Below are 13572 nucleotides of genomic sequence, written 5' to 3' on the forward strand. Positions count from 1 at the left end.
ATAAGTCCCTGACGGTATTTCAGGAGAAGCCATGAGCGAAAACGTCCATGCTCAATTCGTTCGTCCCGAAAACAGCCTTTTGTTCCTGGTGGATGTGCAGAAGGTCATGTTGGACCTTTGCGTCCGCAAAGATGAAGTGGTTCGCCATGTGATGGCCCTGTTGGACATGGCCGCCGTGCTGCATGTCCCCGTGCTCTTTTCCCAGCACAATGCGGAAAAGCTAGGGCCCTTTCTTCCGGAACTCACGGCCAAGGTGGTCGATCCCGTGATCCTTGACAAGATGGAATTCAGCTGTTTTGAAAACGATGCCATGGCTCGAGCCATTTCCGCATCGGGTCGCAGCACCTTGATTCTTGCCGGCATTGAAACCCATGTGTGCATCTTCCATACCGGCGCGCATGCCGTGCGCCTGGGCTACACGGTGCACGTGGTCAGTGACGCCGTCACCAGCCGCAGCGAACACAATTGGTCCATTGGTCTGCAGCGCCTGGACCGCGCTGGTGCCGTGATCACAAGCACGGAAATGGTCACCTTTGAATGGCTGAACCGAGCGGGAACACCCCAGTTTCGACAGGCCTTGCCAATTTTAAAGAAGTTTTGAAAGTCCGATCCAGGCGCAGAGAACCGCCAGCGACATTACAGTGATGGGAATGCCGTATCGCGCATGTTCCTTGAAAGAGATGTTCACGCCGTGAAGGGCGGCTTCTTCGATGACAATGAGGTTGGCAATGCTGCCCAGGGTGACCAGATTTCCCGCAAAGGTGCTGGAGGCGGCCAGAATATACCAGAGCGTTTCGGCTTTTGCGGGAAGAAACTTGGAAAGAAGCATGACGGCAGGCACATTTCTGGTGACATTGGAAAGGATCACCGAGATCAGAGTGAGCAGATAGGGATCTGTGATGTGCGCCGCATGATGGCTGGTTCTAGCCATGAGGTGTTGAGGAAGGCCGGCCTTTTCCACGGCGCTTACCAGGATAAAGAGGCTGCAAAAGAGGGTGATGAGATGCCAGCCCACGAGCCCGAGGATGGATCGTGTCTTCATGCGGCGGCTGCACAGCAGGCATCCCGCTACGGCCAAGGCCGTCACATGACGGGGAATGGGTGAAAAGAAAAGGCCGATGAGCAGCGCCGTATAAAAGAGTCCCTTGCGGGCTTGATGGCTGTCAAAGGCCGGCCAGTTTTCGCCCAGAGCGCCCTCCATGAGGGGCTTTTTCAGATTGGTCCGGTTCTGAGACAAGAGGGTGATCAAGCCGTACGCACCCATGAGCGAGAGGCTCACCACGGGAAGATTCCAGGCAAAGAAATCCAAAAAATCCAGTCTTCCCACCTGGCCGATGAGCATGTTTTGTGGGTTTCCGATGATGGTGGCTGCAGACCCGATGTTGCTGGCCACGCAGACGGCAATGAGAAAAGGCACGGGATTGAGCGACTTTCGAGCCAAAGTGACCGTCAGAACCGGCGTGAAGGCCAGACAGACGATGTCGTTGGCCAGGATGGCGGAAAACAGAGCGGTGGTCCCCATGAGGGCGAAAAGAAAACGGCGGGGATGGTTGAGCCAGCCCGTGATTTTCAAAGCCGTCCAAGTATAAAAGCCCGCCAAACGGAATTGGGCCGACAGGACCATGAGCCCGTAGAGCAGCAGGATAGTCGGAATATCGATGGCTCGAAGGGCCTCTTCGGTGGGCATGGCCCCTATGAATACCGTGGCCATGGCCCCCAAGAGCGCGATGCCTGTGCGGTCCAAAGCCAGTCCCGGAATGCGACCGAGAGCGATTCCCACATAAGAGACGACGAACACAATGAGAATGATGGTTTCCAAGACGAGGTCCCCCACCGAACTGTCCAGAAATGTTCCTAATGGTCGAAACCAGCGATGTATACACCCGGCTTGAGCGCTATCCAAGGGAAAGAAGCCGCGGGGGACCCCTAAGGAAATAGGTTTAGCTTCCAAGCCAGAAGAACTAAATGGCCAAAAGGAAACCCACCAGCGAGGGGTCAGGTTGGGATTTCCAGTTGTTTTTTCTTGAGTTTCTCAATGAGGGTCGTGCGGTTGAGGCCCAAAAGCTTGGCGGCCTGGTTCTTGACGCCGCCGGCTTTTCTCAATGCGTCCAAGATCAGTTTGTTTTCCAGATCTTCCAGGATTTGCTTCAAGTCGATGCCTTCTTCGCCGATTTCAATGGAGGGGGTCTCGGGTTTGGGGGCGACTTTGCGCAACCGCTCCGGCAAGTCCTCCAGTTGAATGGTGTCCCCTTCTGTGAGGATCACCAGTCGTTCAATGAGGTTTTCCAGTTCTCGCACGTTTCCCGGCCATTCGTAGCATTCCATGCACGTCAGGGCGTCCTTGGCCATCCTTTTCAAGGCCAAACCCTTTTTCTGGCAATGCAGGCGCAGGAAATGTTGCACAAGAATAGGGACATCCCCTTCACGCTGGCGCAGGGGCGGCACCTGAATGGGAATGACGTTCAGCCGATAATAGAGGTCTTCCCGAAATGTGCCGTTCTTTACGGCACCGTCCAGATCCTTGTTGGTGGCGGCAATGATGCGCACATCCACCTCAATGGTTCGGGATCCTCCCACCCTCTCAAATTTCCGCTCCTGAAGAAACCGCAGCAATTTCACCTGCAGCTTAGGGCTCATATCCCCGATTTCGTCCAAAAACACCGTGCCCTGATGGGCCAGTTCAAACCGCCCTTTTCGGTCCCGCAACGCTCCCGTAAACGCTCCCTTTTCATGACCGAACAGCTCGCTTTCCAGGAGCTCTTCCGGAATGGCACCGCAATTGATCGGCACCAAAGGCTTGTCTCGCCGTTGGCTGTTGTAATGGATGGCGTTGGCGATGAGTTCCTTGCCGGTGCCGCTCTCTCCTGTGATGAGCACAGTGGTGTCGGTTCGTGCGACCCGCTCGATAATGCGATATATGGATTGCATGGCGGCACTTTGGCCGATGATCTTATCGAAGCCGTATCGAGCCTGCAGTTGGGATTTCAAGAGGTCGTTTTCTGACCTGAGCGCGAGAAATTCCCTGGCTCGGTCCAAAACCACCAGGATTTCATCCAGCTTAGCCGGTTTGGTGAGGTAGTCAAAAGCGCCGCGCTTCATGGCTTCCACGGCGGTTTCGATAGTGGCATAGCCAGTCAGAACAATGACGGCCGTCTCGGGAAAGTTTTCCACAAAATGCGCCAGCACCTGCAGGCCGTCCATGCCCGGCATGACCAGATCGGTGAGTACAATGTCGTAGGCGTGTTGCGACGCTTTTTTGACCGCTTCCAGACCGCTGGAAGCCATGTCCACTCTGTAGCCTTCTTCTTGGAGGCCTTCCACAATCAACTGCAGAGTTTCGGGAGTGTCATCCACCACGAGAATGTCACTGAGGGGTGCTCGTGACTCCATCCGTCGCTCCATGCCCCCAAGGGCTGTGCTGGGTTGTCGCCAGACTGCTTTCGCCAGTGTAAAGAATTTTGCGTTGTAGTCAAGAGTTTGACGAGGGGGCTTTTGTCATGAAGCGGCGCCAATGCCTCAGGGTCCGGGGTGCTTGATGCTCCTAGTGTTTCCTTGACTTTGCTATGGCCCTTTTCTACTAGAAACCCTCTATGATCTGCGGGTGTAGCCGGAGACGTGGTGCGCACATTTTATAAGCGCTCAGGATTTTTAAGGGAGCATGGGCGCCAAGTGGAAGGGTGAGGTGTGGAGCGAGTGCAAGCGGTTCGCGGAATGAATGATATTTTGCCCGACGCCGTGCATTGGTGGCAGAAGGTGGAAACGACGGCGCGGGAAGTGCTTGAGCTTTACGGGTATCGGGAGATTCGAACGCCCCTTGTGGAAAAATTGGAACTTTTCGCGCGAAGCATCGGCGAAAGCACGGACATTGTGGAAAAGGAAATGTATGCATTTCCGGACCGCAAAGGGCAGTGGCTGGCTCTTCGCCCGGAAGCCACCGCTTCGGTGGTTCGTGCCTTTATCGAGCATAATCTTCATGCGGATCCTTTGGCGCGAAAATTTTACACCATCGGGCCCATGTTTCGCCATGAGCGGCCGCAAAAGGGAAGATATCGGCAGTTTCACCAAATTGATGCTGAGGTCTTTGGCATCGATGATCCTTTGATGGACGCCGAAGTCATGATCATGTTGTGCGACTTTCTGCAACGCCTCGGCCTCAAGGACATCGGTCTTCATGTGAATTCCTTGGGCTGTCCCGAATGTCGGCCACGATTTCGTGAGAAGTTGAAGGCTTTTCTTCAGAACCGATCGCCACAGCTTTGTCCTGATTGTGATCGGCGCCGTCACGTCAATCCCTTGCGGGTTTTCGATTGCAAAGTGGATCGGTGCCGCGAGGCGCTCACCGACGCGCCGGAACTTGCGCAGTATTTGTGCGAGGCATGCCGACGGCATTTTGACAAGGTCCTAGAATACCTCTCCGACCTTCATGTGGCTTATGCGGTGGATTCTCGAATGGTGCGGGGCTTGGACTATTACATGCGCACCACTTTTGAGGTCATTACGGACCGATTGGGAGCGCAAAACGCCGTGGGGGGTGGCGGGCGCTACGACGGGCTGATGCGGGATCTGGGAGGGCCGGATCTTCCGGGGATCGGGTTTGCCATCGGCATGGAGCGCCTCATTTTGCTGTTGCAACAAAAAGAGGCCTGGGTATCCAAGAAACCCCAGGTGTTCATCGCCGTTCTTGGGGACGAAGCGGTGCGCCAGGCCTTTCGGCTGGCTCAGGATCTGCGCGCACACGGCGTGGCCGCGGAACTGGCCCATGGCGGCGGCAGTCTCAAGAGCCAGATGCGGCGGGCCGATAAGCTGGGAGTGGCTCATGTGGTGATTGTCGGCGAAGAGGAACTGGCCAGGGGTGTCGTGGTGGTGCGCCACATGGTGTCTAAAGAGCAAGACCAGGTTCCCCTTGAAAATACCGTGCAATTTTTGATGACAGTGAGCACAGTCGAGTCCTTATAATTTTCGCCTTTATGGGTGTTGGGTGAAAAAGTCAACAGGAGCGCGCAGTGGATCAGCAAGCGAAGTCATTGGAATTTCAAAGCCTGGAGTTGACGTCCCTGAATGGGTGGCGTCGCAGCCACGACTGTGGCAGCCTGCGGCTCGATCATGCAGGCCGAAACGTCGTCTTGATGGGATGGGTGCAGCGACGCCGCGATCACGGCGGCTTGATCTTTGTGGACCTTCGGGACCGGGAAGGCATCACGCAGATCGTCTTTGACCCTCAGGCCGATGCCGCCGCCCACGAAGCAGCGCACGCCTTGCGCAGCGAATATGTTATTGCGGTCCAAGGCACCGTGCGTCAGAGACCTGAAGGCATGGCCAATCCCAAACTGAAGACGGGAGACATCGAAGTTCTCGTGTCTTCCCTGAAGATTCTCAATGTGGCCAAAACGCCGCCCTTTCTCATCGAAGATGATACCGAAGCCAGTGAAAGTGTTCGGCTGAAATACCGATACCTGGATTTGCGCCGACCAGTCATGCAGGCCCATTTGCGCCTGAGGCATCGGGCGGCTTTTCTGACCCGAAACTATTTTGCGGAACGTGGGTTCATCGAAGTCGAAACCCCGGTGCTCACCAGAAGCACGCCGGAGGGAGCTCGAGACTACTTGGTGCCGTCTCGAGTCAATCCCGGGAAGTTTTACGCTTTGCCGCAGTCGCCGCAACTCTTTAAGCAACTGCTCATGGTGGCCGGCTTTGAACGCTACATGCAGATCGTCAAGTGTTTTCGGGATGAAGACCTTCGCGCGGATCGGCAGCCGGAATTTACGCAGCTGGATCTCGAGATGAGTTTTATTGAGGAAGAGGATGTCTATGAGCTGATTGAGGGTTGGATCAGCCTCCTGTTCAAGGATCTTTTGGGCTTGGAACTTTCCACCCCGTTTTTGCGGTTGACCTATCGCGACGCCATGGACCGCTACGGCACGGATCGACCGGACCTGCGTTTTGGAGTGGAGCTCACGGACCTGACGGATCTGCTCAAAGGCTGTGACTTTCGAGTGTTTCGAGAGGCCGTGGAGCGTGGAGGGTTGGTCAAGAGCCTTCGCCTTGCCGACGGCGGCCGCCTTTCACGCAAGGATCTGGATGACCTGGCGCACTACGCCCAGGAATTCGGCGCCAAGGGCATGGCTTGGGCCAAGGTGCAGCCGGATGGATGGCAATCGCCCATTGCCAAGTTCCTGAATCCGTTGGTACGAGAGGCCATTGTGGCAAGAATGCAGGCTCGCCCTGGTGACATTTTGTTTTTCGTGGCAGATCAACCCGCTGTCGTCCATGAAACCCTTGGCAATGTGCGCACCCGCCTGGCCCAACAGTTGAACCTGATCCCCAAAGAGGAATACCGCTTCTGCTGGATCACCCAATTTCCGCTCTTGGAATGGGATCCCGACGAGAAGCGCTACGTGGCGGTGCATCACCCCTTCACATCGCCCCTGGAAGAGGATATGGATCTTTTGGATAGCGATCCGCTTAAGGTGCGCAGCCGCGCCTACGATCTGGTCCTCAACGGCACGGAAATCGGCGGGGGCAGCATTCGAATTCACCGTGAAGATGTGCAGAAAAAGATCTTTGCCGCCCTCGGCATCGGCGATCAGGAAGCCCGTGAAAAATTCGGTTTCCTTTTGGACGCTTTGCAGTACGGAGCGCCGCCGCACGGCGGCATTGCCTTCGGTTTCGACCGCTTGGTCATGCTCATGACGGGCGCCGCCTCCATTCGCGACGTTATTGCGTTTCCCAAGACGCAGAAAGCCACCTGCCTCATGAGCGGGGCGCCCTCAGAGCCGGATGTGAATCAATTGTTGGAACTGTGCATCAGTGTGAAAAAAGAGGGGAGGTAGGCCTCTATGGCCCGATGGAATGAAAAGAAACACGTTCTGGACCACGAGCATTCACTTTTTTGGCGTCACCGCCTGGTGGATGTTTCAGAACCCAATCTCATGCGCAATGTGTTCCCGTACGTGGAAGTGCCGAGGATCGATTTCGATCATAAACTGCTGCCCATCGACCCGGCGGAGGACATTTTCATTACGGACACCACCTTTCGAGACGGACAACAGGCGCGGCCGCCCTATACCGTGGAACAGATCGAACGGATCTTTGAGTTCCTGCATCGCATGTCGGGCCCCAAAGGGGTGATTCGGCAGTCGGAGTTTTTTCTTTACACGGACAAGGACCGCCGCGCCTTGGAGGCCTGCCTTTCCAAGGGATACACCTTTCCTGAAATTACCGGCTGGGTGCGGGCCGTTGCGGCGGATCTTCAGCTGGTGGTGGATGTGGGGTTGAAGGAAACAGGGATTCTCACGTCCGTTTCCGACTACCACATCTTTCTCAAGATGAAGATGACGCGCAAGGAGGCCCTGGAAAAATACCTTGCCATCGTCAAGACGGCGCTGGACAAAGGCATTCGGCCTCGGTGCCACTTTGAAGACGTCACTCGAGCCGATACCTACGGGTTCTGTGTCCCCTTCGCCATCGAACTCATGAAGCTTAGGGAAGAGAGCGGCATCGACATCAAGATTCGCCTGTGTGACACCATGGGGTTTGGAGTGACATATCCGGGGGCCGCTCTGCCGCGCAGTGTTCCCAAACTTGTTCGGGCGTTTGTGGATGAGGCGGGTGTGCCGGGACACCTTTTGGAGTGGCACGGGCACAATGATTTTCACAAGGTTTTGGTGTGCACGGCCACGGCATGGCTCTATGGGTGCAGCGGGGCCAACGGCACCTTGCTGGGCTTTGGGGAACGCACAGGCAACGCGCCCATCGAGGGCCTGCTCATGGAGTACATCGGCCTTCGAGGGTCCATGGACGGCATTGATACCACAGCCATCACGGATGCCGCGCAATATTTCGAAAAAGAACTGGGATATCGTATTCCGCCCAATTACCCCTTTGTGGGGGAAGATTTCAACGCCACGAAAGCGGGGATTCACGCCGACGGGCTGGTCAAAAACGAAGAAATCTACAACATCTTTGACACGAAACGTCTCCTCAATCGGCCGGTCAGTGTGATCATCACCGACAAATCCGGCGTGGCTGGCATTGCTTACTGGGTGAACAATCGACTGCGTCTCACGGGAGACCAAAGGCTGGATAAGCGCCATCCAGGCATCGTCAAGATGCACAAGCGGGTTATGGAAGAATACGCCGCAGGGCGGACCACATCCATCTCCAACGAGGAATTGGAACGATGGGCCCGCCGATACCTGCCGGAATACTTCGTCAGCGAATTTGATCGCCTCAAAGAGCGCGCGCGATCCTTGGCGGCGCACCTGGTGGCCGAAGTCGTGGAAAACGCCGCTATCCGAAGCATGGACCCCTCTTTGCAAGAACCCGTGCTGCAGACGCTTTTGGAACTCAACCCCTTCATTCAATACATCTACGTCACGGATGCCGAAGGGCGAAAGATCACGCGAAACATCGTCCATATCACGGACAGGGCCAAATATGAAGCCGCTCAGGTGGGCGAGGACCTCTCGGACCGTCCCTGGTTCATCGAACCCATGCGGGACGGCAAGGTGCACATCACCGACTTCTATACATCGCGCTACACCGGGGCGTTGTGCATCACCGTTTCGGCGCCCATACGCAACGAGGTGGAGGAAATTGTGGGGATTCTGGGCATTGATATTCGGTTTGAAGAGCTGGCCAAAATGGAAGAGATGGCAAAGGATGGACGCTCGCGGAGCGCGTGACGGTGCAAGGGGCATTGAGGGTTTTAGGGGCTTCATTGGTCATTGCGGCTTTGATCGGGTCGGGCTGTGCGCCCAAAAAGCCGCCGTCCCCCGGTGCCTTGCCTTCGGGAACCCCACCGCCTTTGGGCACGCAAAAACCCTACCAAGTCAACGGCGTGTGGTATTACCCTATTCCCAGTGCCGAAGGGTTTCGTGAAGAGGGGTACGCCAGTTGGTACGGTCGGGAGTTTCACGGCCGTTCTACGGCGTGCGGGGAACCCTTTGACATGTATACCATGACCGCGGCGCACAAGATCTTGCCCATAGGAACCCATGTGAAGGTGACGGACAAGCGCACGGGGCGCTCCATTATCGTGCGCATCAATGATCGAGGCCCCTTTGTGGCCGGCCGCATTATCGATCTCTCTTACGAGGCCGCTCGAGCGCTCGGCATCCATAACGATGGCATTGCCCCCGTGGTGGTGGAAGCGGTGCGCGTGATAACCCCCGTGGTGGTTGCCGGGTCCACCCCTTCGTGGCAGGTGGAGCCTGTGCGGCCATATCGTCAGGGACCTTTTGTCGTCCAAGTGGGTTCCTTTCATCATGCCGACAACGCGCAACGCTTGAAAGAGGAAATGGCCAAACGCTACGGCGAAGCTGCCGTGAAAGCGGCTTTCGTGGACGGCACGCTGTACTATAGGGTCCATGTGGGCCGTTTCACCGATCTGGACCGAGCCCTGCAGTCCATGGAAAACTTTCAGCGCCAGGGATACCGCGATGCTTTTGTGATTGCTTTGGAGGGCCAATGAGATGGTGCCGGTGTTGACCTATCCCTCGGCGGAAGCCGAGCGGTTTTTCAACGTCGTGACGGGCCGACAAGTGGCCGTGGACCCGGATATGGAAAGGACGGTTCAGGACATCCTGGAGGCGGTGCGCCGCGATGGAGATGAAGCGCTGGTTGGGTTCACGAGACGCTTTGATGCGCCTGAGTTTAGCGCCGACCGCATAACGGTGCGTCCTGAAGAGATCGATCACGCCTACACGGTGGCGGATCCATCCCTCATGGATGTCATCCGTCGAGCGCGAGACAACATTCGTGCCTTTCATGAAAATCAGAAACAGTCCTCGTGGTTTATGACGCGCCCGGATGGCTGCTACATGGGACAGCTTGTTCAGCCCGTGGCGGCTGCCGGATTGTACGTGCCCGGGGGGCAGGGTGGAGAAACCCCTTTGGTTTCCACGGTGCTCATGACCGCCGTGCCTGCGGTGGTCGCCGGAGTCTCCGATATCGCCATGGTTTCGCCTCCACGGCGCGACGGCTCGCTCAATCCCTATCTGCTCGTGGCGGCGCGGGAAGCCGGCGTGCATCGCATTCACCGAATCGGCAGTGCCTGGGCGGTGGCCGCCCTGGCCTTCGGGACGGAAAGCGTGCGTTCTGTTGACGTCGTTGTGGGGCCTGGAAACATTTATGTGTCGGTGGCCAAGAAACTGGTGGCGGGCCGTGTGGGCTTGGATGGCCTAGCCGGGCCCAGCGAAGTGGTGATCGTGGCTGATCGTTCGGCCGATCCGCACTATGTGGCAGCAGACCTTCTGAGCCAAGCTGAACATGATCCCATGGCCAGCGCCGTGTGCATCACCAATGAGACGCGAGTGGTCGAAGGGGTTCTGAAGGCTCTGGAAGTGCAAACGGCCGACCTGCCTCGACACGACATTGCACGCCAAGCTTTGGCTCGATATGGAGCCGTCATTCAAACCAACACGTTGGAAGAAGCCATGGACGTGGCCAACCGCCTGGCTCCGGAACATCTGGAACTGCTCGTCGAAGATCCATGGGCTCTTTTGCCCGGCGTGCGGCATGCCGGAGCGGTGTTTATGGGAGCCTACACGCCGGAGGCTTTAGGCGACTACTTCGCGGGACCCAATCACGTGCTGCCCACCAGCGGCACATCGCGGTTTGCCTCGGCCCTGAGCGTGGAAACTTTTATTAAGAAAACGACGGTGTTGGCCTACAGTGCCAGAGCCTTTGAACGGGATGCGGCGGCCGTTATGGCCTTGGCGTCCTTGGAGCGGCTGGATGCTCACGCTCGGTCCGTGCAAGTTCGCACCACCGCCCGTTTGTGTGGCCGGGTATGAAAGGGAAAAAAAACTCCTAATCTTAAGGCGGCCGTCCGAGAGAGGCTTTTAGGGGGCTTATTCGTTTCATTCTGTGAGAGCGCCGCAAGGCGCGATGAGGCGTCGCGGCTTGCGCCGTCCCTACTGAAGGTGTTCTCGGACACGCTCGTAAAAGGCTGAACTGCAAGGGGCTCTCTCGGAAACATTCGTCCTATGCGCATTTTTTCGAGTGGTCCGGATGCGCGCGTGCCAAACCATGGTTGACCTTGGCTTTGATCATCGCATAAAAAAGGTTAGGGACGCGCAAGAAAAAGGATTCATGGATTGCAGAACAAAGGGGCGCTGCTTGTGAATATCACCTGCGAAGAATGCCAGGCGTCTTTCAGTATCCCTGAGGAAAAACTTCCTCAGGGAAAGTCTTTTCGAGTGCAGTGTCCTCGGTGCCGACACACCATTTCCGTGCGCGTAGCCTCGGACGAGACCTCCGGCCGCATGGCGCAGCCGCAAGAAGGACCTCAGGCATTGGACGACAGTGCCGACGACGCTTTTCTGGATGTCTTGGAAAAGGGGGCCAAGGCGGCTCTTGTGTGCGTCGATGACGCCCATCGAAAGGCTTTGGTCACTCAAAGTCTGAAGGAAGCAGGTTTTCAGCCCTATGTGGAAGAAGATCCCGACCGCAGCGTCCGACGATTGCGCCAGGGGGGGTACGAGGTGCTGGTTCTTGAAGAGCCTGCGGATCAGAAGGACCGTCGTCATGTTATCTTGGATTTCTTGAGAGCCCTTCCCATGACCCAGCGCCGAACCCTCTTTGTCTGCCTTCTCAGTTCTCGGGACCGCACTATGGATTCCATGGCCGCCTTTCGCAAAGAGGTGGATCTGATCATTTCTGCCGGTGATCTGGAGCGGATGCAGCCCGTTTTACAGAGTGAGATGAAAAAAACCCGCAGTTTTTATCGCCTCTTCAAGGAGGCTCTGGAGGAAAGGGGGCAGATCTGATCGGGAAAACCTTGACTCGAATGTTTCGCCGCAGGAGAAAAACGCAGCGCTCCAAACACTTTCGAGCTCGGGTGGAAAGCTGTGTAAACACCATTTTGGACCTTAACAATCACTTGGGGGAAGGCAAGATCCGCCCCGAAATCATCAAGCAATTTCTGCGCCTCAAGGAATCGCTGCAGAATGTTTCTGAAGACAGTGTCAGCGAGCAGGATGTGACCCGCATTGAGCAGGCCACAAACCAGCTGCTCGAAGAAATCCGCGCCGCTTATGGGGACAAAAAACCTCCGATGCTCTACGACGGCGACCGGCATTGAGCGTCATCGAACGCAGCACGTTTCCATTTCAAAAAGGAGCGCGGCTACGGAGCGAATCCCGTTCTTGAAATCCCTTAGCGCAAACCGTTCGTTGGGCGCATGAGCGCCATCGTCCGGGCGCCCCAATCCCATGAGAAGAATGGCTTTCAATCCCAGAAGCTCCTTGAAAAGATTCACGATCGGAATCGACCCGCCCTCACGGATAAACACCGGAGCCACCCCAAACCCGGTTTCAATGGCTCGCGCCGCCGCCTGCACCTGAGGCAGATCGCGGGACATGAGAACGGGCTCGGCGCCGTGCAGAGCCTTCACTTCAAGGCGCACTTCCTTGGGGCACAGATCCTTCACGTATCGGGTGAACAGTTCGGCGATCTCCTGAGGTTTTTGGTGCGGCACCAGCCGCATGCTCACCTTGGCCCCTGCTTTGGCCGGAATGACGGTTTTGGCTCCTTCCCCGGAGAACCCACCCCAAATGCCGTTGACATCGAGTGTAGGGCGCGCCATCTTGGATTCCAGAGCGTTGTAACCCGGTTCTACGCACAAGGAGGGCAGGCCGAGATAGGCTTTGAGTTTGTCTTCATCAAAAGGCAGGGCCTTCATGGCTTCCCGTTCTCAGGGCTCCAAGGGCGCCACGGCATCGTAGAATCCTGGAATCGCGATGGTGCCGTCGGGGTTCTTCAGCCGATCCAAAAGGTTCACCAGGGCATGAATGGGATTGAGAGCGATGCCGCCGAAGCTTCCCGAGTGCAGGTCCGTGCGAGGACCCTGGACACTGAGTTCGAGATAAGCCAGCCCGCGCAGGCCGTAGGTGATGGCGGGAACGGTGTCGGAAAACTGGGAGCCGTCGGAAATGGCGATGGCATCGGCTTTCAGTTGCTCGCGATGCTTGTTCAAGAAGGCGCCCAGATGAGGGCTGCCGATTTCTTCTTCACCTTCTACCAGGAGTTTTACATTGATGGGCAGGTCTCCTCTGGCGGCCAGCACCACTTCCAAAGCCTTGAGGTAGGTGAAGAACTGTCCCTTGTCGTCACTGGCGCCCCGGGCATAGATAAAACCGTCTCGCACCGTGGGCTGAAAGGGTAATGCGTTCCAGTCTTCTTCCGGTTCCGCAGGCTGTACGTCATAGTGGCCGTAAATGAGCAAGGTCGGTCGGCTTGGATGATGGCATCGGAAGGCCGTGATGACGGGATGTCCGGCCGTATCGTGAAGCTGAACCTCAAGGCCGATGCGTTTGCAGTGATTGAGCACTCATTCGCCGGCACGGCGCACATCGCCGCGATGGTGGGAGTAGGTGCTGACACTGGGAATGGCCAAAAGCTCCTTGAGCTCTCTTACATACCGATCCAGGTTGGTGTCGATCTTTTGAAAAACATCCGTCAAAGGCATTGAGATCACTCCTTGTAAACATGAGGGGGCATGGGCTTGAGTCGTCCGTAGCGTACCATACAACCTTTTCGCGACTTCGCAAAGAATCTTCCTGTCCGTTG

Annotated in this window: 13 protein-coding genes; 8 read left to right on the top strand and 5 right to left on the bottom strand. The window is 56.6% G+C overall.

What is annotated here, in order from left to right; translation table 11 throughout:
• Window positions 1-31 precede the first annotated feature (31 nt).
• Window positions 32-601, top strand: a complete 570-nt coding sequence (locus ACUVSA_RS09430) for an isochorismatase family protein (protein WP_445890842.1) — start codon at window positions 32-34, stop codon at window positions 599-601.
• Here the strand turns inward: ACUVSA_RS09430 and ACUVSA_RS09435 are convergent.
• Together ACUVSA_RS09435 and ACUVSA_RS09440 are read right to left on the bottom strand one after the other, a co-directional pair.
• On the bottom strand, window positions 587-1834 hold the full coding sequence (locus tag ACUVSA_RS09435; protein WP_445894618.1) for an anion transporter: 1248 nt from the start codon (window positions 1832-1834) through the stop codon (window positions 587-589). The two genes, ACUVSA_RS09430 and ACUVSA_RS09435, sit on opposite strands and share 15 nt — an antisense overlap.
• 161 nt (window positions 1835-1995) lie before the next feature.
• A complete protein-coding gene (locus tag ACUVSA_RS09440) occupies window positions 1996-3390 on the bottom strand; it encodes a sigma-54-dependent transcriptional regulator (protein ID WP_445894619.1) in 1395 nt (464 codons plus the stop codon).
• A gap of 294 nt (window positions 3391-3684) precedes the next feature.
• Here ACUVSA_RS09440 and hisS point away from each other — a divergent pair, with 294 nt between their 5' ends.
• The 7 genes from hisS (at window position 3685) to ACUVSA_RS09475 (ending at window position 12085) form a co-directional block, all read left to right on the top strand.
• Complete coding sequence (hisS, locus tag ACUVSA_RS09445; RefSeq protein ID WP_445894620.1) at window positions 3685-4956, top strand: histidine--tRNA ligase; 1272 nt, start codon at window positions 3685-3687, stop codon at window positions 4954-4956.
• A gap of 47 nt (window positions 4957-5003) precedes the next feature.
• Complete coding sequence (gene aspS, locus ACUVSA_RS09450) at window positions 5004-6830, top strand: aspartate--tRNA ligase (protein ID WP_445894621.1); 1827 nt, start codon at window positions 5004-5006, stop codon at window positions 6828-6830.
• A gap of 6 nt (window positions 6831-6836) precedes the next feature.
• Entirely contained in the window at window positions 6837-8684 is a 1848-nt protein-coding gene (locus ACUVSA_RS09455) for a triose-phosphate isomerase (RefSeq protein ID WP_445894622.1), read from the top strand.
• On the top strand, window positions 8681-9472 hold the full coding sequence (locus ACUVSA_RS09460; RefSeq protein ID WP_445894623.1) for a septal ring lytic transglycosylase RlpA family protein: 792 nt from the start codon (window positions 8681-8683) through the stop codon (window positions 9470-9472). The genes ACUVSA_RS09455 and ACUVSA_RS09460 overlap by 4 nt, the downstream gene beginning before the upstream one ends.
• A 1-nt stretch (window position 9473) precedes the next feature.
• On the top strand, window positions 9474-10796 hold the full coding sequence (hisD, locus tag ACUVSA_RS09465) for a histidinol dehydrogenase (RefSeq protein ID WP_445894624.1): 1323 nt from the start codon (window positions 9474-9476) through the stop codon (window positions 10794-10796).
• 303 nt (window positions 10797-11099) lie between these two features.
• Entirely contained in the window at window positions 11100-11771 is a 672-nt protein-coding gene (locus tag ACUVSA_RS09470) for a zinc-ribbon domain-containing protein (RefSeq protein ID WP_445890850.1), read from the top strand.
• Between the two features lie 71 nt (window positions 11772-11842).
• Window positions 11843-12085 (top strand): hypothetical protein, encoded by a 243-nt coding sequence (locus tag ACUVSA_RS09475; RefSeq protein ID WP_445894625.1) that lies wholly within the window; start codon window positions 11843-11845, stop codon window positions 12083-12085.
• 3 nt (window positions 12086-12088) lie between these two features.
• On the opposite strand, the gene ACUVSA_RS09480 is transcribed toward ACUVSA_RS09475, so the two are convergent.
• The 3 genes from ACUVSA_RS09480 to ACUVSA_RS09490 are packed head-to-tail and all read right to left on the bottom strand — an operon-like array spanning window position 12089 to window position 13471.
• Window positions 12089-12685, bottom strand: a complete 597-nt coding sequence (locus ACUVSA_RS09480; RefSeq protein WP_445894626.1) for a M20/M25/M40 family metallo-hydrolase — start codon at window positions 12683-12685, stop codon at window positions 12089-12091.
• 12 nt (window positions 12686-12697) lie between these two features.
• The gene (locus tag ACUVSA_RS09485; protein ID WP_445894627.1) at window positions 12698-13333 is read right to left on the bottom strand and encodes a M20/M25/M40 family metallo-hydrolase; all 636 of its coding nucleotides are present in this window, start codon (window positions 13331-13333) and stop codon (window positions 12698-12700) included.
• Entirely contained in the window at window positions 13334-13471 is a 138-nt protein-coding gene (locus tag ACUVSA_RS09490) for a hypothetical protein (protein ID WP_445894628.1), read from the bottom strand. It abuts the gene before it with no gap.
• Window positions 13472-13572 lie beyond the last annotated feature (101 nt).

It is taken from the genome of Desulfosoma sp. (assembly GCF_052743555.1).

Bases quoted from the DNA above. Each gene is read 5' to 3' on its own strand.
- ACUVSA_RS09430 (WP_445890842.1), top strand. From the start codon at position 32: ATGAGCGAAAACGTCCATGCTCAATTCGTTCGTCCCGAAAACAGCCTT.
- ACUVSA_RS09440 (WP_445894619.1), bottom strand. From the start codon at position 3,390: ATGGAGTCACGAGCACCCCTCAGTGACATTCTCGTGGTGGATGACACT.
- ACUVSA_RS09455 (WP_445894622.1), top strand. From the start codon at position 6,837: ATGGCCCGATGGAATGAAAAGAAACACGTTCTGGACCACGAGCATTCA.
- hisD (WP_445894624.1), top strand. From the start codon at position 9,474: ATGGTGCCGGTGTTGACCTATCCCTCGGCGGAAGCCGAGCGGTTTTTC.
- ACUVSA_RS09480 (WP_445894626.1), bottom strand. From the start codon at position 12,685: ATGAAGGCCCTGCCTTTTGATGAAGACAAACTCAAAGCCTATCTCGGC.
- ACUVSA_RS09490 (WP_445894628.1), bottom strand. From the start codon at position 13,471: ATGCCTTTGACGGATGTTTTTCAAAAGATCGACACCAACCTGGATCGG.